General features: G+C 32.7%; 21 protein-coding genes, 1 pseudogene and 1 other annotated feature. Of the genes and pseudogenes, 3 read left to right on the top strand and 19 right to left on the bottom strand.

The window, feature by feature from the left end; all coding sequences use genetic code 11:
* Window positions 1–51: 51 nt before the first annotated feature.
* The 10 genes from EKH84_RS01785 to EKH84_RS01830 form a co-directional block, all read right to left on the bottom strand.
* Window positions 52–381, bottom strand: a complete 330-nt coding sequence (locus tag EKH84_RS01785; protein ID WP_013659058.1) for a DUF1540 domain-containing protein — start codon at window positions 379–381, stop codon at window positions 52–54.
* Between the two features lie 322 nt (window positions 382–703).
* A complete protein-coding gene (locus tag EKH84_RS01790; protein ID WP_127064895.1) occupies window positions 704–1,108 on the bottom strand; it encodes a hypothetical protein in 405 nt (134 codons plus the stop codon).
* Between the two features lie 187 nt (window positions 1,109–1,295).
* A complete protein-coding gene (gene rlmH, locus EKH84_RS01795; protein ID WP_127064896.1) occupies window positions 1,296–1,775 on the bottom strand; it encodes a 23S rRNA (pseudouridine(1915)-N(3))-methyltransferase RlmH in 480 nt (159 codons plus the stop codon).
* A 284-nt stretch (window positions 1,776–2,059) separates the two neighbouring features.
* On the bottom strand, window positions 2,060–3,343 hold the full coding sequence (locus EKH84_RS01800) for an MFS transporter (RefSeq protein WP_127064897.1): 1,284 nt from the start codon (window positions 3,341–3,343) through the stop codon (window positions 2,060–2,062).
* A gap of 337 nt (window positions 3,344–3,680) precedes the next feature.
* Complete coding sequence (locus EKH84_RS01805; protein WP_127064898.1) at window positions 3,681–5,372, bottom strand: ABC transporter ATP-binding protein; 1,692 nt, start codon at window positions 5,370–5,372, stop codon at window positions 3,681–3,683.
* Window positions 5,373–5,556: 184 nt separating this feature from the next.
* Window positions 5,557–6,588 carry an ArsR family transcriptional regulator gene (locus EKH84_RS01810; protein ID WP_127064899.1) on the bottom strand — a complete coding sequence of 344 codons (1,032 nt, stop codon included), beginning with the start codon at window positions 6,586–6,588 and terminating at the stop codon, window positions 5,557–5,559.
* 241 nt (window positions 6,589–6,829) lie between these two features.
* Window positions 6,830–7,624 carry an ABC transporter ATP-binding protein gene (locus EKH84_RS01815; protein WP_127064900.1) on the bottom strand — a complete coding sequence of 265 codons (795 nt, stop codon included), beginning with the start codon at window positions 7,622–7,624 and terminating at the stop codon, window positions 6,830–6,832.
* Window position 7,625: 1 nt separating this feature from the next.
* A complete protein-coding gene (locus EKH84_RS01820) occupies window positions 7,626–8,525 on the bottom strand; it encodes an ABC transporter permease (RefSeq protein WP_127064901.1) in 900 nt (299 codons plus the stop codon).
* Between the two features lie 9 nt (window positions 8,526–8,534).
* On the bottom strand, window positions 8,535–9,539 hold the full coding sequence (locus EKH84_RS01825; RefSeq protein ID WP_127064902.1) for an ABC transporter substrate-binding protein: 1,005 nt from the start codon (window positions 9,537–9,539) through the stop codon (window positions 8,535–8,537).
* Between the two features lie 334 nt (window positions 9,540–9,873).
* On the bottom strand, window positions 9,874–11,400 hold the full coding sequence (locus EKH84_RS01830) for a sodium:solute symporter family transporter (RefSeq protein WP_127064903.1): 1,527 nt from the start codon (window positions 11,398–11,400) through the stop codon (window positions 9,874–9,876).
* A gap of 81 nt (window positions 11,401–11,481) precedes the next feature.
* Window positions 11,482–11,745 (bottom strand) — a binding site (T-box leader).
* 199 nt (window positions 11,746–11,944) lie between these two features.
* Here EKH84_RS01830 and EKH84_RS01835 point away from each other — a divergent pair.
* Window positions 11,945–12,466 (top strand): GNAT family N-acetyltransferase, encoded by a 522-nt coding sequence (locus tag EKH84_RS01835; RefSeq protein WP_127064904.1) that lies wholly within the window; start codon window positions 11,945–11,947, stop codon window positions 12,464–12,466.
* Window positions 12,467–12,531: 65 nt separating this feature from the next.
* Here EKH84_RS01835 and EKH84_RS01840 read toward each other — a convergent pair whose 3' ends face one another.
* The 5 genes and pseudogenes from EKH84_RS01840 to EKH84_RS22805 form a co-directional block, all read right to left on the bottom strand.
* Window positions 12,532–14,253: a phospho-sugar mutase gene (locus EKH84_RS01840; protein ID WP_127064905.1), complete on the bottom strand. Its 1,722-nt coding sequence runs from the start codon at window positions 14,251–14,253 to the stop codon at window positions 12,532–12,534.
* A 414-nt stretch (window positions 14,254–14,667) separates the two neighbouring features.
* Entirely contained in the window at window positions 14,668–15,348 is a 681-nt protein-coding gene (locus EKH84_RS01845) for a GntR family transcriptional regulator (protein WP_127064906.1), read from the bottom strand.
* Window positions 15,342–16,277 carry a 4-(cytidine 5'-diphospho)-2-C-methyl-D-erythritol kinase gene (gene ispE / locus EKH84_RS01850; protein WP_127064907.1) on the bottom strand — a complete coding sequence of 312 codons (936 nt, stop codon included), beginning with the start codon at window positions 16,275–16,277 and terminating at the stop codon, window positions 15,342–15,344. The genes EKH84_RS01845 and ispE overlap by 7 nt, the downstream gene beginning before the upstream one ends.
* A gap of 211 nt (window positions 16,278–16,488) precedes the next feature.
* The gene (locus EKH84_RS01855; protein ID WP_127064908.1) at window positions 16,489–18,063 is read right to left on the bottom strand and encodes a DUF3794 and LysM peptidoglycan-binding domain-containing protein; all 1,575 of its coding nucleotides are present in this window, start codon (window positions 18,061–18,063) and stop codon (window positions 16,489–16,491) included.
* Window positions 18,064–18,410: 347 nt separating this feature from the next.
* Window positions 18,411–18,581, bottom strand: a pseudogene (locus tag EKH84_RS22805) (sporulation peptidase YabG); the annotation flags it as partial.
* A gap of 78 nt (window positions 18,582–18,659) precedes the next feature.
* Here EKH84_RS22805 and EKH84_RS01865 point away from each other — a divergent pair.
* Together EKH84_RS01865 and EKH84_RS01870 are read left to right on the top strand one after the other, a co-directional pair.
* Window positions 18,660–19,049, top strand: a complete 390-nt coding sequence (locus EKH84_RS01865; RefSeq protein ID WP_127064909.1) for a hypothetical protein — start codon at window positions 18,660–18,662, stop codon at window positions 19,047–19,049.
* Window positions 19,050–19,124: 75 nt separating this feature from the next.
* Window positions 19,125–19,499, top strand: a complete 375-nt coding sequence (locus EKH84_RS01870; RefSeq protein WP_127064910.1) for a PH domain-containing protein — start codon at window positions 19,125–19,127, stop codon at window positions 19,497–19,499.
* A 638-nt stretch (window positions 19,500–20,137) separates the two neighbouring features.
* Here EKH84_RS01870 and EKH84_RS01880 read toward each other — a convergent pair.
* The 4 genes from EKH84_RS01880 to EKH84_RS01895 form a co-directional block, all read right to left on the bottom strand.
* The gene (locus EKH84_RS01880) at window positions 20,138–20,827 is read right to left on the bottom strand and encodes an HIRAN domain-containing protein (RefSeq protein WP_127064912.1); all 690 of its coding nucleotides are present in this window, start codon (window positions 20,825–20,827) and stop codon (window positions 20,138–20,140) included.
* A gap of 1 nt (window position 20,828) precedes the next feature.
* Window positions 20,829–21,716, bottom strand: a complete 888-nt coding sequence (locus tag EKH84_RS01885; protein ID WP_190283346.1) for a HipA domain-containing protein — start codon at window positions 21,714–21,716, stop codon at window positions 20,829–20,831.
* A 311-nt stretch (window positions 21,717–22,027) separates the two neighbouring features.
* On the bottom strand, window positions 22,028–22,720 hold the full coding sequence (locus EKH84_RS01890) for an N-acetylmuramoyl-L-alanine amidase (RefSeq protein ID WP_127064914.1): 693 nt from the start codon (window positions 22,718–22,720) through the stop codon (window positions 22,028–22,030).
* Window positions 22,689–23,192 (bottom strand): phage holin family protein, encoded by a 504-nt coding sequence (locus tag EKH84_RS01895; RefSeq protein WP_127064915.1) that lies wholly within the window; start codon window positions 23,190–23,192, stop codon window positions 22,689–22,691. Before EKH84_RS01895 ends, EKH84_RS01890 begins: the two co-directional genes overlap by 32 nt.
* Window positions 23,193–23,252: the final 60 nt, after the last annotated feature.

Consider the following 23,252-nt stretch of genomic DNA (forward strand, 5'->3'; position numbering starts at 1 on the left):
AAATATAGGAGCCGTTGCTTAATACAACAGCTCCCTTTATCTAACTACATTTTATTCCGATCTACGCTCAAAGCTTAAACAGTCTGTATCCCTATAAGTTTCTGCTTCTCCTAGATTGCTTACCTCAATACCATCTGCTAGAGAACAGTGACTTCTGACATGATAGATACATGTTTCCACTTCACAAAGTACTGCTTCTGTCTCTCCTGTTTTAACCTTATCATCTACGGCATTACTAACTTTCTCTTTATTGATATAGGTACTACAACTTGTTTCCTCAGTAATATTCGCCTTAGCCCCTACAATATTCAAAATACTGGCACTACATATGTTTCCTTGATTATAAGAACAAGAAACTACGCTACAACTTATCTTTGGCATCAAACCATCCTCCTCATATTATGCTACTTAAAATACGTACAAATTTATTATGAGTTAAATGGTCACAAAGTATGTAATTCATACGCATTAGTTTTGCAAGATTTGATTCTTATTTATGGTATGACTCACCGTTCCATTACCAAGTAATAACCTCATGTCTAAATTGATACAGCTAAAATTCTCCCATAATGCAAAAACAGAAGCATCTTTATTAGATACTTCTATCGATTGATTAATAAATTTTATTAGATTATCCGTTAGCTTTAACTATTACTAATTACTATTTTCCCTTATCCTTTAAGAAAATAGAGATTTAATTTTCCTAAGCTTGATATTCTAGAAAGATCTTGATATTCTCATTTTTAAATAAAATAATCGCTGAAATTATTAAATAGGATACCACTACCAACGTCACTATCATTAGTGAAATGTTTCCGTATCCAGTGGTCAATACTGGTAGCACACTTAATAGTAACCTAATTCCAATCAGTGTACTTATGCCCTGTAGTGTGGCAATAACATAAGGTACCCATATACTACCTGAATACAATTTCACTAATAATATTGCCCAAATGATACATCCTATTGCGGCTGCTCCCCCTCCAGACTCACGAGAAATAGCAGCTGCAATACTAAGACATTCTAAAATAATACGCCCTACTATAATAGCAACAATCAATTTTTTCCCCTTACCATATTTCTCTATAAACTCATTAGGCCTTTCCATAAGACTCCCCCTATCTATTCATGACAAAATAAATCTGTCCCTAATAAGATTATATCAAATTTTATTAATTCTGAATACTCTTGTTATACATTTACACCGCTAGACTAATAAGTATTTATATAAATTTACTTCATTATTATAGTATATATCAAAGTATTGCCTTTTATAGCTTCATTATTTCTATCACTTACTTATGGTATGGTTCATTATTATTAATCCTAAACCCTCTATAAATCTGTTCTAATAGCATGACTCTAAATAGCTGATGAGGAAATGTCATTTTTGAAAAACATAATTTATAATTAGCTCGTGCTCTCACAGCATCTGATAACCCTAATGACCCTCCTATGACAAAAACAAGATGACTATTTCCCCTTACACCACAATCTTCTATAAAGCTTGCTAGTTCTTCTGAAGATAACATTTTGCCTTGCAAATCTAAAGCTACTACGTAAGCTGTATCACTTATTTTAGAAAGAATTTTCTCTCCTTCTTTATCTTTAATCATAAGTTCTTCTTTTTCTGAGGCATTATCCGGTGTTTTTTCATCGGCTAGTTCAATCATATTGAGCTTACAATATCTGCTTAATCTTTTACTATATTCATCAATAGCTTGCACCAAGTATTTTTCTTTAAGTTTACCAACGCAGATTAATTCTATTTTCATTAAAGGACTCCTTATTTTATCTTAGTATCATTCTCTCTCTATTTTAACACACTCATGCTTTTCTAACCTTATTTTTGTGATACTATCCCCTATTATAATCCTTTTATCTATAACTCACTTATAGTAGCTATATACCCACATCATGTACAAAGGAGCAACATATTATGAGAGCTATAATCTTAAATATAACCACTAAGGAAATCTACTTTTCTCCTTAAATAAAAAATCCTAGAACATAAGCTACTTCTGTATACACCTATGTCCTAGGATTTTTTTATTCTATTTTAATCTAACTTCCTAATATCTTTATGCCTATACCATATCACGCTAAACAACGCACCTAAAATACCTGTACATAAAAACATAACAGCCATACCTATTCCTTTTCCTGTTCCTACTATTCGTTCTAAGAACCTAACAATTTGGTTATCGGCTTTCATAAAAGGTTCAAACACATAATCAGCCAAATAACCACCTAGTAATATCCCAACAGGAATAGTCCCATTTTGCAGTGCATTTCTCACTGAAAACACCCTTCCTTGCATCTCTTTAGGAACCTTCTCATACATAATGCCATTGATACCTGCATTAATAAAAGGAATCAGTACACTAGTTGCTATAGCAGAGAAACACCACATCCATGCATTCCTGCTCATTCCCATTAATATATCTCCTACTAAGAATGAAGATGCTGTAGAGAAATAAATCACCTTTATTCTTGCACTAGGGAATTTGATGAAGGTAACTGCTATGCCCCCTATAATGCCACCAAAACCTATAAATCCTGTAACTAAAGCTAATATGCCTTCATCTCCACCACTTCTAGTTAAAACTAATGCTGGTAAAATATTTTCATAGCCTATACGTGAAAACAAATTGGCTACTGTCATACTTAATACTAAGTACCAAATTCCTTTATGCTCTTTTAAGTACATCCACCCTTCTTTGCAACCCTCTAGTAATGTTTGTTTTTTGCATTCTTTACTTATAAGCCCTTCAGGTATATGAGTAAAACCAGCAAGTACCACAAAAGCTATTATAAAGCTTAATAAGTCAACCAAAATAACGCTCTTTAATCCTAGAATTCCATAAATAAAAGTGGCAAGCATTGGTGTAACTACTGTTAATACAGAACTTGAAAAAGAATTCATTCCACTAGCTTTTTCATATTGCCCTTCAGGTACAATAATTCCTATAGCCACTGAAGTAGCTGGCCCCTGAAAAGCATTCATTACACCTGTGACTGCATTTACCATGTAAATATGATAAAGCTCTAACTTCCCAATCATTAGCAATAACAGTATTACTAATGTATTTAGAGCAGCAATCATATCTGCTCCTAGTATAATCATCTTTTTTCTATGCCTATCAATAAATGCCCCTGCGAATAAGCTGACTACTATATAAGGTAAATAATTGCAAAATGACATCAGTGACATAGACATCGCTGACTGCGTCTTACTATATGCCCATAATATAAGTGCAAAACTAGTCATAGAGCTTCCTAGCTGTGAAATTATTTGTGTAAGCCAAAATATAATATATGTATTCCATTTATAATCTTTCATTAGATTTCTCCTTTTTAGTTAATAATGTATTTAACTAAAAGTACAAAATCTAATTGGGACGACTAAACTACTACTCTATACAAGGATCGTCCTCTTATTAGATCTTGTACAGAGTAATTTGCTTAAATCAATGACTATCATACACATACGACTTTCCTTTCTCCTTACTTTTATCTTTATTATATATCAAAAGATTCTAATTACAATGTACTAACTAAAAATGCAGGAGCCGTCATTTCTTATCTATAGCCTCTGCATTTTTTAATGTATTCATTTATCAAATTTATCTATTTCTCTATTGTGTAAAAGTTTTATTGAAAGAAATAAAATATCTCCTCTAGCTCATTTTTGCTAAACTATAAAAATCAAGGAACTTTTCCTCCTTATTGATTAACTCTTTAAAGGTTCCGTTTTCCATTATCAGTCCGTTTTCCATATAAATTATTTCATCATATAAGCCTAATAATTCTTCACTCATTTTATGAGTAATCGTTATTAATGTTAAATCATCTATACTTAAAAGTTTACTTTCTATATCATAAGCTGTTTGCATATCTATAGCTGATGTACCCTCATCTAATATAAGGATTGGTGTTTTTTGAATCAATGCTCTAGCTATAGCTACCCTTTGTCTTTGACCTCCTGACAGGTTACTTCCATTTTCACCCACTAAATAATCTAATCCATCTTTCATATTACCTATAAATTTATCTGCTCCACTTGACTCTAACGCAGCATTAATATCTGCTTCTGTGAAGTCCTTAAATAGGCATATATTATCCTTAATACTTTTATCAAACATGTATACATTTTGATGGATCATAGCCATCATTGTATTAACTTTTTCAATACTTAAATTTTCAATGCTCTTTCCATCATAACTAATATTACCAGTAAAATTTGAGTAATATCCTGATATAAGCTTAATTAATGTGGATTTACCACAACCGTTGCCTCCTACAATTGCATATTTCTTCCCTTGCTTCAGTTCTAAATCTATTCCTTTTATAACAGTCTTATCTTCATCATAACTAAACTGTAAATTAGAAACTTCTATGCTTTTATTAAAAGTAGGTTCATCCGTGCCTATTAATCCATGGTCGGCATACTCTGAAAATGTTTCTAATCTTTCAAGAACCGCTTTCATACTGCCGATTTTAGGTATATTGCTCATGATTATTATTACAGGTTGCACAAGTGTTCCTGAAAGCTGGAATACAGCAATTAGTATACCCATTGAAAGATCACCCCTCAGCACAAAATACCCTGATAAAAAAATGGCTACAAGCTGAGTTCCAAGTCCTAGTATTTGAGACACCGATTCATTAATAGCAAACAGTCTATCTGCATTAAATTTTATCCGCGCTATATTTTCATTATTCTCTTCAAATTCATCATCTATCTTCTCTTTTAAGTTAAAGGATCGAATAACATCATATCCAGAAAACATATCCTTTAGCTTACAAGTAAATATTGATAAGCTATTAGATATTTCAAGCTGCTTACTTTCTAAGGCTTTCCCAAAAATACTAGGCACAATAAATAGTAGTAGCATACTAATAAATAATGCTAATGTAACTATTGGACTTAAAATGATTAGACGAATAACTGTCGCTATAAACATAACTGTATATTGTAAGATTTGCAGTAGTGGAATAATATAATTCTCTTCAATAAGTTTCATATCATTAGTTAATGCAGAAATATAATCTGCTGTGTTATTATTGGTAAAATCTTTGTGATTAGCTCTCATTATTCCTCTAAAAACCTTACTTCTTAGCATCTTTAGAACGTTTCTAATGAATTTCTTACTACAAATATCATAGGCAAAATAGACTAATCCCAATGTTATTGAATAGCTAATAGTATAAATAAGGATATTACGAAAATTATTACTATCTCCTATTGTGACATAATCGATAGTTTTTTGTACAAATACGGACAAGTATACAATTGATATTGATGATAATGAACTAAGTAACAACGTCAACGCTAATAAAAACTTACTTTTTTTAATACATTCTTTCACCCTACATCCCCCTCATTTAGTATATTAGATGTTTGTCTAATATATTTAATTATTATCAAATTATATTTTTATATTAATTCTTCATTAGATATATGTCAAATAATTTTTAAAATCATCTAACTATTTTCAAAAAATAGAGCTACTTAGGTAAGATTAATCTCCTTAATCTATCTAAGTAGCTCTATTAAAATAATACGTTACTAAGTTCATTCATAAAATTTTTTAATCCAGGTTCATTTAGAAAATAATAGACTTTACCTTGCTTCTTCTCTATTGTTACCATTCCGTATTCTAGTAATGATCCCATGTGATAAGAAACCGTTGCTGGGCTTAACCCCAAAGCTTCTGCTATTTCTAAATTGTATTTATGTCCACTCTTAAGCAAAGTTATTATTTCTAATTTACTTTTATCACTTAGTGCCTTTAGCTTTAGCACTAACTCTCCCTTATTTCCCATTACTTTTAATTTTTCTTTATAAACTAACTCAACTAATAAACCTACAAAATACGTGTTATTGATATTAATGAACGTTGCACCAAATGCTAAAGTAGGTATTATAACATTCTCTTGATTTGGCATTTCAATAATATTATTCAGAATTTCACATTTCCCTGAGTTAATATATTTTATTAAATCTGAGAGAAGCTTATTTATATGATTACCTATAGCCTTGTATGCTTCCTCATAGGCCTTCATATTATCATTTATTACTCTGATTAATCTAATATAATAATCTTTAGGAGCATCCAATACAGCAATCATCTTCCATTTACTACTTTCACTGATGTCTGCTTCCTTTAAAAAATCTATGATCCCCCTTAAATCCCCTATAGATTCAACACTTTCATTTCCTTCTGCCTGGTCATTGTATACATCTATGATTAATTTCTTTAATTCCTCATTAGTCATCCCATTAATATTTTCAATTATGTTATTATTATTAATTAATACGCTTGCAAGAATCAGGAAAACTTCAAGTTCGTTATCACCTAAAAATAAAATTTCATTATCATTAATAACTTTATATTTATCAAATGCTTTTACATATTTTTCTATCACTCTTAAATTTTTCTTTATGAAAATCTCTCCATTTATCCCTTCATTACTTAACTGTTCAATAGCCATTTTCTCGAAATTGCCATAATCATTGCTCATATAAAGTAACCCAAGAATTTCGTAAATAGGGTTTAACTTCTCAATTATTTTTATATCCATCAACTCACCCCAAAGACTTTTTTCCTTATTATATCATATTTATTAACAAAGCTCCTATCTTCTAATATTCCCCTTATATTCGTAGTTTCTACTAGATCATATTATCACTATATCATAGTCCACTAATCCTATAACAACCCAAATACCCATAAATTTCAAAAAAAGACTAGAGAGTAAGTCTTTAACTTAATTCTCTAGTCTTAACTATAATTCTACTTTTTACTTTAGTTTATCCTTATTATTACGCTAATAACATTCTATCATTAGCAAATTCACCTGAACTTGCTTCTTCGAACATCTTTAGTAGATCAGCTACTTTTAGGTTTTTCTTTTCTTCGCCTTCAATATCAAAGATAATGCGGCCTTCATGCATCATAATGAGGCGATTACCTAATCTAATAGCATCCTTCATATTGTGTGTTACCATAAGCGCTGTAAGTTGACCTTCTGCAATCACTTGTTCAGTAAGGCTTAACACTTTATGTGCTGTCTTAGGGTCAAGGGCCGCCGTATGTTCATCTAACAGCAATAGCTGTGGTTTTTGAAGTGTAGCCATAAGCAAGGTCAATGCCTGACGTTGTCCTCCTGAAAGAAGCCCCACCTTAGAAGTTAGACGATTTTCTAAGCCTAAATCTAACATCTTTAACTTTTCTACATAAAGGCTTTTCTCTTCCTTTGTAATGCCCCAACTTAAACCTCTTTTCTTACCTCTACGATAAGCCATAGCTAGATTTTCCTCTATCTCCATTGCAGCTGCTGTGCCCCTCATAGGATCTTGAAATACACGACCTAATAGCCTAGCACGTTTATGTTCTGATTGATAAGTAATATTCTCTCCTGATAAAACAATAGAGCCCTTATCACTTAAATAAACACCAGCAATCATATTTAATAAGGTAGATTTACCTGCACCATTACCACCAATAACGGTCACGAAATCTCCTTGTTTTAAATGAAGGTCAATACCATTTAAAGCTTTCTTCTCATTAATGGTATCTGGATTAAATGTCTTATATAGATTTTCTATCTTTAACATGTTATGCCTCCCTTCTCTTAGCCTGCTGATCTAGCTTTTTCTTCATTACTGGAATACCTAATGCAATAGCTACGATAACTGCTGTTAGTAATTTAAGGTCTGTAGACTGCATTCCTAATTGAAGTACAACCGCTATAATAATACGATAAATAATAGAGCCCCCAATGATAGATGCTAACTTATAAGCAAAGTTAAAGCGATTGCCAAAAATAACTTCTCCTATAATAATAGAAGCAAGCCCTATAACAATAGCTCCTTGACCCATACCTACATCTGCAAAACCTTGGCTTTGTGAAACAAAGGCTCCAGATAAGGCAACTAAGGCATTACTAAGCATAAGACCAATAATCTTCATTTTATCTGTGTTTACACCTAAGGCACGTACCATATATTCATTATTTCCTGTTGCTCTAATAGAACTTCCAAGTTCTGTTCCAAAGAACCAGTATAAAACGGCAACAATACCTACAGAAACAATTAATCCAATGATTAAAGCTAAATTGTTTGTAGAAGTCTGAATTACTTCACCTAAGGTTGAAATAACTGTTCTTTCTCCTAAAAGAGGGATATTTGCCTGTCCTTGAATACGTACATTAATAGAATATAAAGCAAGCATTGTTAATATACCTGCTAGAATACCTGGGATTTTTACTTTTGTATGTAGTAGGCCTGTAACAGCTCCGGCTATCATTCCTGCACACATAGCAGGTAATATTGCTAGCCATGGGTTAACTCCTTTTACAACTAAAATAGCACTTACCGCACCACCTAAAGCGAAGCTCCCATCAACAGTCATATCTGGAAAGTCTAATATCTTAAAGGTGATATACACACCTAAAGTCATAAGTCCCCATAATACACCTTGAGAAATGGCCCCTACTATAGCCAATAATATGTTCATATAAACCTCCTATTTTACTAGCTGATCACTTAATTCTTGAGGTAATTCTATGCCCATTGCTTTTAGTGCTTCTTCATTTACTACAAGTGTACATTCACTAGCGTATTCAATAGGCATTTCTGCTGTTTTTTTACCATCTTTGAGTATAGCAACTGCTTGAGCTGCTGTTAATTTTCCTAAATTGTAGTAGTTAATTCCATAGGTTGCTGTTCCACCATTTGTAACCATACCTTCTTCACCAACAACAACTGGAAGCTTAGATGGTGTAGTTACTTGAGCTACTGTAGCCATACCTGCTGCAAGCATATTGTCTGTTGGAATGTAAATAGCTTCTACTTTACCTACTAGAGATTGTGTTACTTGTTGAATTTCATTTGAGTTAGAAACAGTGGCTTCTACCCCTTCGAGCCCTAATGCTTCTAATTCTTTCTTAGCAATTTCGATTTGGAATTTTGAATTAGCTTCACTTGAACAATATAAAAGACCAACCTTTTTTACATTTGGAACTAGCTGTGTAATAAGGCCAATTTGTTCTTTAACTGGTGTTAAATCAGATGTACCAGAAACATTACCACCAGGTGCTTCATTAGAAGCAACTAGCTTTGCTGCTGCTGGGTCAGTTACTGCTGTTACTAAAATAGGAATATCCTTTGTTGTATTAGCTACCGCTTGTGCTGCTGGTGTAGCAATGGCTAAAATAAGATTGTTTTGATCATTGATAAGCTTATTAGCGATTGTCTGGCAGTTAGATTGATCACCTTGAGCATTTTGATAATCAATAGTAATATTTTTGCCATCCTCAAATCCTGCTTCTTTTAACCCATCTACAAATCCTTTATAAGCAGCATCAAGAGCTGCATGTTCTACAAGTTGAATAACACCTATTTTATAGTTTTGTGCATCCCCTGTTGAAGCAGTTTGTCCACTGTCTGTAGCAGTGCTTTGACAACCTACACCCATAAGTGAAAGTGTTGTTACCATCATTAAACTTAAGACCTTTGTTAACTTCTTCATTTTAACATCCCTTTCTTCATCGATTATGCTGTTTTTATTCATATTTTTAAATTTTATTCTTTTTATTCTTTAAATGATATACTAGAGTTTATTATTAGTCAAATATAAATATGTATTTTTTTCATATTAATTTGTACATTTTTATAGCAAAAACCTAATATTATCATACACATTATAAATAGACCTATAACCTCTAGAACATATCATTTAATTCTAGAAGACTATAGGTCATACTAAATAGATTGTATTTATTTATGCATTGATTCGATAAACTCTATTTAATAGGAAGATTTAAATGAATTAATTGACTCTTACCATTAAAATATTTGCTGATTTACAGTTCTCTTGCTTCTCCAAACACTTGATTTAAGTGTGCTTCGCTCATCTGGGTACTTAGTACACTTACAACCGGCACGGCTATACACGATACAATCATTGCTAGACTAGCAATAACAGGTGATGTTACTCCTGCTGGAAGCAGCTTTTGGTTGATAAGGATAGTTCCAATGGTAATAGTTAATCCACCACCAATAAAGCCTGCCCATGCTCCTGCTTTAGTAGTTTTCTTCCACCAAAGCCCAAATAAATAGGGTCCTAGGAACATTCCTGAAATAACACCCCAAGATAAAGACATCAGATTAACAATTGTACTAGATTGAATAACTGCTAAAAGATATGACACCCCTACAAATACAATGCAGCTCACACGCATCATAACCATGATTGCTTTATCTGAGAGTTTAGGTGCTAAAAAGCCTTTAATGAAGTCAATAGAAATAGTAGAGCTTGATACAAGTACTAATGCAGCTAATGTAGACATGGATGCTGATAAAACCAATACAATAATAATACCCATAAGCATAGCAGGTAATGCTCCTTCTAACATAGTAGGAACTATCATATCAGGATTAGGTACTCCTGCTGCTGTAGTTGGCATAACTGCTACTCCTGAACTTGGATCAATAAAAAACAATCTTCCTAAAGAACCAGTAAAATAAGCAGATACACCTATCACTAATGCAAATACTGTAGAAATAATGGTTCCTTTTTTAATGGCTGCATTATCTTTAACTGCATAATATTTATGAATCATTTGTGGTAAACCCCATACTCCAAAACTAGTCATAAAAACTAATCCTAATAGAGGTAGTGCTTTATCTCCTGTTGCTAACGGAGCAGTAAGCGCAGGATCTAGTTTATTTAATGCCTCAAGTCCCGCTTGTAATCCTCCTACATTAGGATGATATAAGACATAGCCTACCATTAGAACACAACCTACCAACATAACAACACCTTGTATCAGGTCATTAATAGCTGTAGCCACATACCCACCTAATACGAGGTAAATAGCTGTAAGTAACGCCATAAAAAAGATTGCTAAATTAAAATCAATATTAAAAGAGCTTTCTAAGATATATCCTAGGCCTTTATATACAGAAGCCGTATATGGAACTAAAAAGATAAACATAATCACTGCTGCTATTAATTTCATATTATTACTATTATAACGTTTTTCAAAAAACTCTGGCATAGTTTTTACATCTAACCTATGTGTCATCTCTCTAGTTCTTTTAGCTAAAACCTTCCAAGCTAAGTAACAACCAAACACAGCGTTTCCTATACCAATCCATATAATAGGTATGCCAAATTCCCAACCTTGAGCTCCGGCATAACCTATAAAAATAACTGCGGAGAAATAAGAAGTTCCATAGGCAAAAGCACTTACCCATCCCCCCATATTTCTTCCCCCTAATAAGAAGTCACTAGAGTTTTTTACTTTTGCCTTACTGTATACCCCTACACCCACCATAGTTAAGATAAAAACCAGCACACATAACACTTTGACACTATACACGCTCATACCTTCATCTCCTTTTTTAATATTTCTAATACAAAGGATTTTACCTAAAAGGCAGCAAAAAAGCCCTCATCCTTTAACTATGTAAAGGACGAGAGCTGATATCCCGCGTTACCACCTTTTTTTGCTATTATCTCACGATAATAACCTCTTCAAGTACGTTAGCCACAAAGCTAATTATACTCTAGCACGATAACGGGTGCACTACCGTTTGCTTCTACTTAAGCTTATACTTGTTTGAAGCAACACTCCAAGATGTATTCAAATAAGCATCTTCTTGCCCCTCTCACCTACCGGGAACTCTCTGTTAGCCTAGCTTATTCTACTTCTTCTTTTCTACGCTTTGTATTATCAGTATAATTATACTTTTTATTCTTAATTTTTTCAATACATAAAATTTTATATATTAATTAAATTTATTATCTATTAATCAAAAATTTTTGTTGCTTTTACTCGAATTCTGTTTGACTTTTTCATATAAACTTAATATTATTTAATTATAAATTATCCTACATATGCACTTTTTATTAAAAAGGGGGCCACTAACATGTTAAACACTACTATTTCTACTGAGCATTTACAATTAAGCCTAGCAACCTCTGAGGATTTAATGGTCTTAAAGAAAATTTATGCTGAGGCTACCCTGTGCTATTCTTTTGACTCCGGCTATGAAATTACATCTCCAGAAGTCATTTTGCGTAAAGGAGCATTACCTTCAAATCATATAGCAAATAGTAGCTATATATACTGCATTTACCTAAAGGGGCATATGATTGGTTATATAGAAGTATATCTAGGCTTTCCTACTTCTGATAATATCTATATTCCATTCTTCTATATTACAGACACCTATAAAAACAAGGCTTATGGTGAAGATGTATTAGCATACCTTATAGAAGCCTTCGGAAAGCAGAATTATAAAACAGTAAGTGTTTATACTGCTCTTAAAACTTGGAAAGATTTAGCTTTTTGGCAAAGCTGTGGCTTTGATACTATTTTATCTGTAGAAATAGATTCTATTACTACAGAACATAACTATGTGCATGTTGAGTTACAGTATATTATTTAATACATAGAAAAGCCGAGTTTAATACCCTTATGGGATTTAAACTCGGCTTTATAAATGTCTATGGTTTATTTAACATTAAGTATTTGTTTAATATTAGCTACAAACGCGTTACTCTTTTTCGCTGCATCTACATCATCTTTCCCAACTACAGATGCATAAATCTTTACTTTTGGCTCTGTACCAGATGGTCTAATAACGAACCAACTTCTATCTTCAAGTACAAATTTAAGTACATTGGATTTTGGAAGTTTGATTTCTTCTTTTGTTCCTTCAAGTACATTTGTACGTGTAGATAACTTATAGTCTTCTACTGTAGCAATTTTAACACCGTTTACTTCTGTTGGTGTATTTTCTCTAAGAGCTGTAATCATGGCTGCAATTTGCTCTTGGCCATCTTTACCTTCCATTGTGATAGAAACTAACTCTTCTTTATAATATCCATATTTCTCAAATAAATCATGGAGGGCTTGTGCAAGGTTTTTACCTTTTGTTTTATAATAGAGTGCCATTTCTGCAATAAGTGTAGCAGCAATAACAGCATCTTTATCTCTTACAAAACCACCAGATAAATAGCCATAACTTTCTTCAAAGCCAAGTACAAAGTTATTTGAACCTGTTTGTTCAAATTCTTCAATTTTTTCTCCAATGTATTTGAAACCAGTAAGTACGCTCATTATTTGAGCATCATAAGCTTCTGCTACTCTAGTAGCCATTTCTGTCGTTACGATTGTTTTGATTAAGGTATCTTTTGTACTAAGTACACCAGTTTCTTTTCTTGCATTAAGCATATATTCAGAAAGTAATACCCCTACTTGATTCCCTGTTAATACTTTATATTCTCCGCTGTCTTCTTTAACAATAACACCAATTCTATCACAATCTGGGTCGGTTCCGAAAATAAGATCTGGACCTACTTCTTTTGCCATCTCGATAGCAAGTTCAAAAACTTGTGGATTTTCAGGATTTGGGTATGGTGCTGTTGGGAAATTACCATCTGGAAGCTCTTGCTCTTTTACAATATGGACATTGGTGTATCCAAGTCTCTTAAGCATTGCTCTAACAGGTATATTTCCACTACCATGAATAGGTGTATAGATGATGTTAAGCTCACTTGCTCTTTCTTTAACAAGCTCTTTGTTAACAACTACTGTTTCTACTTTTTCATAGTACGCATTATCTACATCTTCTCCAATGTATACAAGTAAACCAGCTTTTACAGCATCTTCTGTATTCATTGTCTTAATCCCTGTAAATAAGTCAATTTCATTGATATAACCTAATACTTCATTAGCTGCATTATCTGTTAATTGTCCACCATCACTACCATATACTTTATAGCCATTATATTCTTTTGGATTGTGTGAAGCAGTAAGAACAATACCAGCTTCTGCTCCTAGATGTCTTACAGCAAAAGAAAGCATTGGCGTAGGACGTAAACTTTCATATAAATATACTTTTACACCATTAGCCGCTAATACCTTAGCTGCTGTTTCTGCAAATACATCTGACATATTTCTTGAATCATAAGCAATAGCAATACTAGGATTTGTAAAATTTGTAACTAAATATTTTGCAAGACCTTGTGTTGCTTTTCCTACTGTATATATATTCATTCTATTAGTACCAGCAGCGATTTTTCCTCGAAGTCCACCTGTACCAAATTCTAAATTTTTATAAAAACGGTCTTCTATCTCTTTTTCATTATTAAGTGCTTTTAATTCTTCTTTTGTAATTATGTCAATAACATCACTTTCTAGCCACATTTCATAACTTTGCTTGTAATTCATCTCTTTCCTCCTCAGCTCCATACTATGACATTTTCAATGCCTATATTTTAACATTTATCTTTATGTATTGCTACTATATTTTTTTATATAATATTCAGTATAATCGCATTATATTTTAGTTGATATTTGCTATAAGCCTTGTACATACTGTGGTTTGCATAATATGACTATTTATCTAAATTTATTTGTATTAATAATTATTTTCCTTACATTTATTTACTTAATTACAAAACTCTTTCGTCTAATTTTTATCATACTCTTCTATCATCTATTCAAGACGCTCTTAGTATTAATTGATACCCCTCGAAATTCCAACTTTATTTCTTGCTTTTAGCAATATTAGCTGTCAATCACGAGCATAAAAAGGGTTATAAATCTTTGCTACTAACCAAGATTTACAACCCTTTTTACTCATTATTTATATTTTTGCTTAACAAAGTCAGTAATAGAGGCACATTGTTTATTAATATGCTTTGTTGCTAGCTTACTAGCCACATCCTCTTCCTTATTTTTAAGTGCTTCTAAAATAGCAATGTGTTCTGCCTCAACTGTCTCACTGTCTTCCACGTTTTTAAGGTAGGTAATACGATAACGGTTAACTTGCTCTTTAAGATTGTTAAAAAGCTGAATAAGTTTATCATTTTGTGTTGCACTACAAATGATATCATGGAACTCTACATCCTTTTCAATCATTGTTTCTAAATCTCTACTTTTTGCGGCATAGCTATATTCTGCAATAGCAAGTTGAAGTTTAAGGAATGCACGATCATCCATTCGCCTACAAGCAAGTCTAGCTGCCAATGCTTCTAGAGCTGCTCTCACTTCTAGAACATCTTGAATATCTTTCTCTGTAAATTGTGCCACTTGTGCACCTTTACGTGGTACCATTACTACAAGCCCTTCTAGCTCAAGTTTTCTAATGGCTTCTCTAATAGGTGTACGGCTTACTCCTAACTTTTCTCCTAACTGAGTTTCCATTAATCTTTCGCCTGGTTGTAATTCCCCAGTAATAATTGCATTCCTAAGTGTCTGAAAAACAATATCTCTTAAAGGGAGATATTCATTAATCTTCATGTTGTAAGTATCTTCTAGCATCCTTTCACACCTCTTCTTTTTATTCCATATTTTACTCCATTTTTATCCTTCTTTTTCTCTATAGGTGAATAGGTAGTGGTAACATATACTTCTCTTATACTACGTTCTATTTTAAAATATTGAGCTGCCTTATTAGCTTTTTCCTTGCTGTCAAATAATCCGAATACTGCACTGCCACTGCCACTCATCATAGCCCCCATAGCACCATGCTGAACTAATTCTCTTCTAATCGTTCCTATAATCGGGTGCATAGGAATAGTGACTTCTTCTAGCACATTGGCCATGTGAGTAGCAATTTCATATGGGCTTTGTGCTTCTATAGCTTGTATCATCTTTGGTGTATCTGGGTGTAACTTGATATGGTTTATATCTAGCCCCTTATATACAGAAGCTGTAGAAACGCTAATAGGTGGTTTAACCAATACCACATGCATACTTGGAACAGGTTTAAGTGGTGTTAACACTTCTCCTATCCCTTCTGCAAGCATTGTTCCTCTCGCGATACAAAATGGTACATCTGCCCCTAACTTAAGTCCCATTTCCATAAGCTTCTCTCTTTTATAGAAGGTTTCATATAATCTATTTAAGCCTACAAGGGTCGCTGCTGCATCTGTGCTTCCACCAGCGAGTCCTGCTGCTACTGGAATGCGTTTAGTAATTTCAATGGATACTCCGTATTCTTCTATGCCTGCTTCTTCAAAAAATAACTGAGCTGCGCGATAAGCAATGTTTTTCTCGTTAGTCGGAAGCCATGAGAAATTAGCTGTTAATCTAATTCCAGGTGTCTTTGCCTTACGAATAAAAATCGTATCATATAAATTAATCGTCTGCATAATCATTTGCAAATCATGATAGCCATTTTCTCTCTTCCCAACTACATCAAGCGTCAAATTAATTTTAGCTCTTCCTTTTAATATAATTGAGTTCATAATATGCTCCCTTAATAAAAATAACTTGTGTTTGTTTTATTATAAACTCACTTAAAATACAAAGTCAATGAGAATGTATTCCCTGTATACAATATCCATTTTCTAAATTATTTTTATAAAAGTTTAAAATTTGTTTAATGATAAATGCAAAAAGCAACTCCTACAATGCTTACAGGAGTTGCCTTTGCTAAACCTTCTATTTATTTTAACCTTAAAATTTAACCTTTTTAAGGATAATTATTTTTTGTCCTTCACGTAAGTTTTCTGGTATATCAATGTCATTAATATCCTGAATATCTTTAACTGTGGTATTAAAACGTTTAGCTAAACTCCAAAGTGTATCTCCTTTTTTTACTTGATATACTGTCATGCTTGGATAATTATCTATCTGTTCTTTGGTCATATCATCAATATCAATTTCTTCTAATACATTCAGCCTATCTTGACCATAGATTTCTGCCATACAGTCTAGTAAGTACTCAATCACCAATTCTCTCTTCGTTTGGGCATAAATATTTACATCTTTAGCTCTTACAACAGGAGCAATATAAGCCTTCTCTGGTACCTTTTTAACATCCATTTCTTGTATAAATGGAACGATATTAACTGCTGTATCAATAGTATTGTTCTCCTCTGATTTAACAAGGAAAACAGTTGTAATTTCAAGGATTCCTCGAAGTGTTAGCTTGTCATTAACCAAAGATTTCTCCTCTACTATAGGTTTAACATTTATGCTGAAAACTTCCATTGTATCTTCTGGCCTATCTTCAATAGCCATAGACTCTTTTTTAGGCATTGTTATCTCTATCCGATCTACTAGATTCATGTAATCCAAGGATTTCTCCTTAGTCTTTACATTTTTACCTGGGCAGTAGATATCAGAAACTGTATCGTAACTACATTTGTTATAAGTATTATAGTTTGCCGTTACCATACATTCACATTCTATGATGCGGTCTTCTCCATCATAATCTGGTGCCACTTGCATATAGGAGGGTGTTACACTGAGAGAGCAGTCCCAAAACACTTCATTTTCACCCTTCATATTTTCAATACTACCTTCAAAAGGAACACGATGCGTTACTATTTCTATTCCCTCATCACTTTCTGCTACCCTATACATGGTTGTTACTTCAATCATACCATTAAACTTAATTTCGTTATCTGTGCGCTTAACTTGATCTTCTTTAATCTGCATATTTGATTTAAGAATTTCACCAATGCAAGGTTTATTCTGAGCAATGGTTAAATCTTCTTTAACTATGACCTTTTCCTCTTTTTCATGACCCAAGCTGACAATTTCAATTGGCTCTTCTCTTGTTTGAATAGGACCATCTGCTCTTACCTCTGTAATAACAGTTGTATCCTTAGAACCTGTAGCCCCTACATCAACTTGCATAATGACTTTAACATTCAGTTTACGCTCATTAAGAATGCTATTACTGATATGTTCTATTTCGTAATCAAAATCTACCCTCTGGTCTCTATTTACCCCATCCATAATGACAAAATCTTCAATAGGAATAGATCCTTTCATGGTATAGATGCATTTAGAATTATTAACCGCCCTATACAGGATACATAAATCAACTTTACCCCTATACATGACACGGTCTTGTGTTACATCAATTTGATCCATATTAATTCTTCCATCAATCTGCACTACAGACTGCATATCTGGTTTTCCATCGGGTACTATAAGGTCACGCTCTTTAATGACTTGAACACTTTCTTTCTTAGTCATCTCATCTAATGTGATTGGCTTTTTTATCAGTTCTACTGACATATTTCCCCCTCCTATGGCTTATATACAAATATATGTATACATGATAAATACTTTGCTATAAATTTGGACTAACTTTCTCTAGTCTTATATATATTCTTATCATTTGTATATTATTCCAGATTTTCATATGCAAGTTATCGGATTTTTTAAAGAGATGGATGCTTATTAATATACTGCTTAATCTTACTTTCAAACTCTTGTCTCGTATCCTTAAAAAGCGGCCTAGCTAGTTCTCTTTCTATATCTTCTTTCGTCATATGAGCGGGATCTAATGTAACATGCTCTTCTTGCTCCCTGTTTTCTTTAGCTTCGTTTTTCTGCTTATCTGTGACTACTGGACCACCTCTCCTACACTTGCCTAATATTTCATATCCTCCTAGACCATTAAACTGAGTAATCGTATTTTCAAGTGCTTCTTCAATAGGAAGTACTTTATAGAAAGGACATTCGGCTATTTTCTCTACTATAAAAACTGGATCTAATGCATGGATTAAAACTCTATCAGGAGAAGCTGCAAAATCAGCTCCAGCTCACTGAATGAAAGTACGATTTTTGAGAAGCTTCATTATAATATATATAATGAGCTGTACAAGAATATGCCTGAAACCACTATAGGCGAAAAAATACGCAAACAAAGAGCTATCCATCACTTAGAACGTAACGACCTATCTAAGCTTGTTGACTGCCATATTGATACCGTAGAAGGTTGGGAAAAGAACAATGTTCCACCTAAGATATATAATATAGAAAAAATGTGCATGCTTTTTAATGTACAAGCTGAATATTTTCATGAGTATTATGGTACAGTAAAAGAAGGAGCCTATGTGAAAAAAATATTAGTATACAAGAATAAAAATAAATTAAGCTATAAACAGCTTGGGATATTATTAGGAATAAGTGAGTCTACAATAAAGCGTATTATTTCAAAAAAGCTAATATTATCATTTAAATTATTTTATAAATTAAAAGATGGTCACATACTATAGACATACAGATAAATTTATATTCTGATTTATTAGATAGTTATCATATACTATATTAAAAACAAGGAGGATTTTATAATGATTGACTTTAAAAACTCAAGCTTCCTTAAACTTAAGCCAGTTAATCCAAATGAAGGCCTAAGTTTAGTACAACCTATGCTTATAGACAGTGAAGAAATCTTTGCAGCATTTAAAACCGTACGAGATACGGTTGTCTTTACAAACAAGCGCGTAATTGCTGTTAATGTACAAGGTATTACAGGATCAAAAAAAGATTTTACTTCTTTGCCTTATAGCAAGGTGCAAGCATTCTCTGTCGAAACAGCTGGTTTATTAGACTTAGATTGTGAAATAGATTTATGTTTTAGTGGACTAGGCAATGTAAGATTTGAGATTAAAGGTAATTTTGATATTAGATCGTTTAACAAACTTATTGGGCAGTATGTTCTGTAGTAATCTGCATAGTTTTCAAGAAAAGGTAGCTAAATAGCTACTTTTTTTCTTGTACAAAATGAGATCGATTACTCCATCTCTACGACTATCTTTTTTTACAAAAAATAGACCATGTTACCATGATCTAAAGAAAAATAGACTCCTAGGTCTATTGCCTGGGGAAGGCAATAGATAAATTCCTTGGGGGGATATTTGCTTGAATACATGCTCATTATAGAACAAATGTTCGATTTTGTAAAGAGTATTTTGTAATTTTATGAAACAAAATAGGATCAGGCATTTTCACCTGACCCTCTCTAAAACTATCTTTTTATAGGTTATGATATGACTATTTGTTTCTGACTTTTAATTTAATCCATTCACAAAATAGATAAGTTAAAAAACATGCAATATATCCAACCACGAGGTAGATAATAGCTTGAACAAATATAGTGGGATATGTTTCATATAACTGAGGACGTGTAAATCTAGGTATGATTACGCCACCCACCATTACCCCAAGACTTGGCCAAATAGCAAACTTTAGCGATTGTTTTATCATTATTAACACCCTTTCACTAATTACACTAAGTATCTATTTTCTCTATTATATAAAAATAGGACCAAGATTACACCTGATCCTATCTAAAACTATTCTTTTATTTAAAAATATCTAAGATTACTTCTATGCATTCATTACAATTAGCTTTTTTATTTATTTCTATTACTTCACATTTATACTTATATCCACTATTAAGTCTTTTACATATAGCTTCACTAAAATGTCTAGGAATATATCCTAGCAGTTCATACATTTTATTAACTATTTTAAGTGCATTCGGGTCATACTCATTTTCTGGGTGTGGAACTATTTTTAATTCCTCATTAACTTCTAAATTAATGCTCTGATCACAAGCAGTTCCCTGACACCCAATATAGTATCGTGGTCCTGCAATATAGAACCTTCTACTTACATTACCTTCTTCCGGAATAGGGTCTACAAATTCCAAACTATCAATTGGCAATCTAGCGCCACTTCTTTTTAACAACTTATATTCGTCAAATTCCATCATATCATATTTCTTTAAGATTTCTTCAATTCCTCTTCTTTTTCTATCTGGTAATCTACTTGAAAAAGTCGGAAATAACTTGTCACTTTTGTAGGTGATTTTTGTATCGTTAAATGGTATTACTAGTTCAAATCCTTCCTTAATAGCTTCATCAACACTTGGCAAATATGAAAACTCATATTGTCCATTCTTAGATAGCTGGCCTACTACATGACGCTTTCTTGTCTCTGGAGCTTTCCACACTAGTAAAATATAGTCTTTTCCATCTTTAATTGACATGTTATTCCTCCTTCCACGAATCTACTTCATATTTTAATAAATTAATTTTATGCTTAAGAAACAATGAAATTAATAGCCTTTTTTTATCTGAAACTAATTCACTATTATTATATCGGTTTAATATTTCATCAATCTTACTATTAGTTAGTATTTCTATAGTTTTATCTACAAATTCATGTACTTCATCATGAAACTTACTATATATATAGCTAAATACCTCTAGATGAGTAGGCTCTTTTGATTTCTTACAATCTATCTTTATTCTAGATTTAGATTTACTATTTACTAGTGCTCTAAATCTAACCCTGTCTTTTCCTAAATAGTTGTTTACATCATCATCCTTTATATAACTACATAATGATGAACCATTATCATATACTGGGCAGAGTCTATTTATGCCATTTTTACTTAGTATAGCCCAGTTATTTTGATGTCTGTCTGTATTACCAATTATAAAATCAAAAATCATTATTTTAAAAAACTCATTTTTAAATTCATACAAACTAAGAGCTTCTAGTATCATTTCTAAAGAATAATACATTTCATTTTCACTGTCGTAAAGAATTTCCTGATCATAATATGGATAAAACTTATTTATTAATCTTACCCCTTCTATTAAATCCTCACCGTTTTCATTTATTAGATAACTGGCACACCCTATTCTTTTGTTATAACTTCCAATTTCCACCTTAGCACTACTTATACCTAAAACGCTAGCGATATCAGATGCTATGGCTTCTGATATGTGTTCTGTAGTAGTCTCTGCTTTATTGAATTTAAATAAGACTGTTTCTGTATTATCAGAATTGGTTAACCAGACCTTCTCACTTCTACCACTACCTTCTGAGAATCCTTTATATTCTATCCAACAACTAAAATCTTTAATCATATGTAAATTCTCCATAAAAAATAAGCTTAGCCACAGATTTATTTCTTTATAGCAAGCCCTTAATAATTTTCTTAGTTGTATAAATATCCAGTAATATTATTTGTATTTTTAGAACATTTTATTAATACTATATTATTTTTTTCTACAATTGTCAACTTTTTTGCATATATGATAGCTGTGTTACTATTTTATGCTAGCCACTATATTACTAGTACTAAAAATGCAACATTTTACTATTAGCAAATTCGCAATTGCTTGCTTGTGATCGTAAAACAAATCTACGTTTTAGGCATAAAAAAAGAAGCTAGAGCCTAAGCCCTAGCCGGTACCACTAACCCTTTCCTTTTAGTTGCATTATCGTATGTTACTTCTGCCCCTAGCATATTAGCCAGCTGGCGCATTGGTATATAAGTAACCCCATCTTTTGTAATGCTATCCACCTCTATTTCTTTACCGTTCACATTAAGCTTTTCTTTAATTAGCATTTCATCACCTTCTTCTATTTTATTTTTTACATCTACCAAAAAGGCTCTCCACGCTTGCTCATTAACTACATAGTAGTGAGGACAATCCTTTTTAGTTATATCGTAATGTCTCTCTACATCTACTAGAGGACTTAATTTATATCTAGTGCATAATTCTGCCACTAACTCAACAAGGCTCTTATACGTCAATTCTGAGAACTTACCACCCCAATCGGGATGACACGTTTCTATTCCTATTGCCATATTATTATGGCTATTGCCATGGTATGCTAGTTCATCTTCCGGAATACACAGGACAACCTCCCCTTGTAGACCTACAATGTAATGTGAGCTAGCATATATATAATTGCCATACGCATTCTTCTTCCCTTCTTTAAGCCCTTCAAAGTAGTTACGATTAGCAATAGCTGAGCTACCTGCATTCCCAACCCAATGTACTGTTATCTTTTTAATATGACCTATTTTAGATCCAGGCCTACTGTACTTATTAATGGTTAATAGTTTTTGTTGTATCTCCATCTTTATTACCTCCTTGTACGTTTAAATCTGCAGCACTATCTATCTTGTCCCTAGCTATGTTAAGGGCCTTAACAATAAACTTAGGCAAGTCTATACCTGCTAAAGCTAAATTCTCTAGGTTACTAATCAACTCCCTAACAAAAATCCATGCTAGCGTAAAGGCTGTAAATATAATCTTAGTAGCTACATTTATACCTAGGGTTTGTGCTATAAGGGTTAACCCCGAGTCTAATATAAGGGTTAAAAAAATAAGCATACACATGCCTAGTTTTCGATATATACCTAGCATTACTTTCTTACTTTCTACCTTTTCTGTGTCGCTAGAGCCAGCTGCATAGATTCTAGTTACTAGATCACAGAACATAGCTACTAGCGTTAACACTAGAAGTGGAGTAAACACCCCAAAATAAGCGCTAACCCAAATATAAATAGCTGTCACAATACCTGTTAAAGTTGCTTTTATATCGTTCATATTCCCTCCTTAGGAAAAAGGCATAAAAAATACAGCCAATTAAGCTGCTTCTCTTATGTC

It is taken from the genome of Cellulosilyticum sp. WCF-2, assembly GCF_003990395.1.
In the GTDB taxonomy this organism is placed as follows: domain Bacteria; phylum Bacillota; class Clostridia; order Lachnospirales; family Cellulosilyticaceae; genus Cellulosilyticum; species Cellulosilyticum lentocellum.

Bases quoted from the DNA above. Each gene is read 5' to 3' on its own strand.
- EKH84_RS01785 (WP_013659058.1), bottom strand. From the start codon at position 381: ATGCCAAAGATAAGTTGTAGCGTAGTTTCTTGTTCTTATAATCAAGGA.
- EKH84_RS01790 (WP_127064895.1), bottom strand. From the start codon at position 1,108: ATGGAAAGGCCTAATGAGTTTATAGAGAAATATGGTAAGGGGAAAAAA.
- rlmH (WP_127064896.1), bottom strand. From the start codon at position 1,775: ATGAAAATAGAATTAATCTGCGTTGGTAAACTTAAAGAAAAATACTTG.
- EKH84_RS01800 (WP_127064897.1), bottom strand. From the start codon at position 3,343: ATGAAAGATTATAAATGGAATACATATATTATATTTTGGCTTACACAA.
- EKH84_RS01810 (WP_127064899.1), bottom strand. From the start codon at position 6,588: ATGGATATAAAAATAATTGAGAAGTTAAACCCTATTTACGAAATTCTT.
- EKH84_RS01815 (WP_127064900.1), bottom strand. From the start codon at position 7,624: ATGTTAAAGATAGAAAATCTATATAAGACATTTAATCCAGATACCATT.
- EKH84_RS01820 (WP_127064901.1), bottom strand. From the start codon at position 8,525: ATGAACATATTATTGGCTATAGTAGGGGCCATTTCTCAAGGTGTATTA.
- EKH84_RS01825 (WP_127064902.1), bottom strand. From the start codon at position 9,539: ATGAAGAAGTTAACAAAGGTCTTAAGTTTAATGATGGTAACAACACTT.
- EKH84_RS01830 (WP_127064903.1), bottom strand. From the start codon at position 11,400: ATGAGCGTGTATAGTGTCAAAGTGTTATGTGTGCTGGTTTTTATCTTA.
- EKH84_RS01835 (WP_127064904.1), top strand. From the start codon at position 11,945: ATGTTAAACACTACTATTTCTACTGAGCATTTACAATTAAGCCTAGCA.
- EKH84_RS01840 (WP_127064905.1), bottom strand. From the start codon at position 14,253: ATGAATTACAAGCAAAGTTATGAAATGTGGCTAGAAAGTGATGTTATT.
- EKH84_RS01845 (WP_127064906.1), bottom strand. From the start codon at position 15,348: ATGCTAGAAGATACTTACAACATGAAGATTAATGAATATCTCCCTTTA.
- ispE (WP_127064907.1), bottom strand. From the start codon at position 16,277: ATGAACTCAATTATATTAAAAGGAAGAGCTAAAATTAATTTGACGCTT.
- EKH84_RS01855 (WP_127064908.1), bottom strand. From the start codon at position 18,063: ATGTCAGTAGAACTGATAAAAAAGCCAATCACATTAGATGAGATGACT.
- EKH84_RS01865 (WP_127064909.1), top strand. From the start codon at position 18,660: ATGCCTGAAACCACTATAGGCGAAAAAATACGCAAACAAAGAGCTATC.
- EKH84_RS01870 (WP_127064910.1), top strand. From the start codon at position 19,125: ATGATTGACTTTAAAAACTCAAGCTTCCTTAAACTTAAGCCAGTTAAT.
- EKH84_RS01880 (WP_127064912.1), bottom strand. From the start codon at position 20,827: ATGTCAATTAAAGATGGAAAAGACTATATTTTACTAGTGTGGAAAGCT.
- EKH84_RS01885 (WP_190283346.1), bottom strand. From the start codon at position 21,716: ATGATTAAAGATTTTAGTTGTTGGATAGAATATAAAGGATTCTCAGAA.
- EKH84_RS01890 (WP_127064914.1), bottom strand. From the start codon at position 22,720: ATGGAGATACAACAAAAACTATTAACCATTAATAAGTACAGTAGGCCT.
- EKH84_RS01895 (WP_127064915.1), bottom strand. From the start codon at position 23,192: ATGAACGATATAAAAGCAACTTTAACAGGTATTGTGACAGCTATTTAT.